Source organism: Pseudoalteromonas sp. S558 (assembly GCF_005886635.1).
GTDB lineage: Bacteria > Pseudomonadota > Gammaproteobacteria > Enterobacterales > Alteromonadaceae > Pseudoalteromonas > Pseudoalteromonas aliena.
On record NZ_PNDU01000401.1, the window covers coordinates 1 to 986 of the forward strand.

Below are 986 nucleotides of genomic sequence, written 5' to 3' on the forward strand. Positions count from 1 at the left end.
TTCAGAAATACCATGCTTTTGCTCAGCGTAAGCTTTTAGCTCTGCCACTTCTTGCTCTGCTTGTGGTTTTGATTTAGCCGCTAGGTCTTCTAAAAACGAGAATACTTGCGCCGGTGTTTCGGCCATTTTAGTTGCCAGTGATTTTTCAGCGTAGCTGTTGAATCCTAGTAACTGTGCAAGTTCATGGCGAAGCGCAAGCTCCTCACTCATAATATCAGAATTATCAAATTCACCGGCGTTAGGGCCTTGATCGGATGCGCGGGTAGAAAACGCAGTGTAGGTTTCTCTGCGAAGCTCGCGGTTATCTGCATAAGTCATAATTGGTAAATACGACGGGAAATCGAGTGTAAATAACCAACCATCTAATTCTTTACTTTTTGCTGTGTCAGCTGCAAGTGCTAAAGCAGATTCTGGCAAGCCTGCTAAATCACTCTCATCAGTAATATGTTTGTGCCAAGCAAGTGTGGCATCCATTACGTTGTTACCAAATTTTGAGGCAAGCTCTGATAAACGCGCGCTAATTTCGCCGTAACGTTTTTGCTGCTTCGGCGCTAATGCAATACCCGATAATTTAAAATCACGTAGCGCATTAGTAATTGTTTTTTGTTGTGCTGTAGTCAGCGTTTTAAATTCGTCACTGTTATAAAGCGTATTATACGCGTTGTATAAACCTTGATGCTGACCTACAAATGTTGAATATTCAGATATTAACGGTAAGCACTGCTCGTAAGCTTCGCGTAATTCGTCGTTATTCATTACTGAATTTAAATGCGATACAGGGGAGAACATGCGCGATAATTTATCGTCAGCTTCTTCAAGGGGTAATACTAAGTCATCCCACGTGTACGAACCTTTTGCAAGTACGTCATCAATGGCTTTACGACAAAGCTCAATACCGTCTTTAAGTGCTGGTACTACGTACTCAGGCTTTATTTTTGAAAATGGTGGTAAGCCTTCAAGGCCAATTAATGGGTTGCTCATAAATA

The 986-nt window shown here is 41.7% G+C and carries 1 protein-coding gene; it reads right to left on the reverse strand.

Features of this window, described 5'->3' with window-relative positions; genetic code table 11:
* The coding region (locus CWB66_RS20020; protein WP_252371805.1) for a M3 family metallopeptidase at positions 1 to 981 on the reverse strand (981 nt) is incomplete at its 3' end.
* Between the last annotated feature and the right edge of the window lie 5 nt (positions 982 to 986).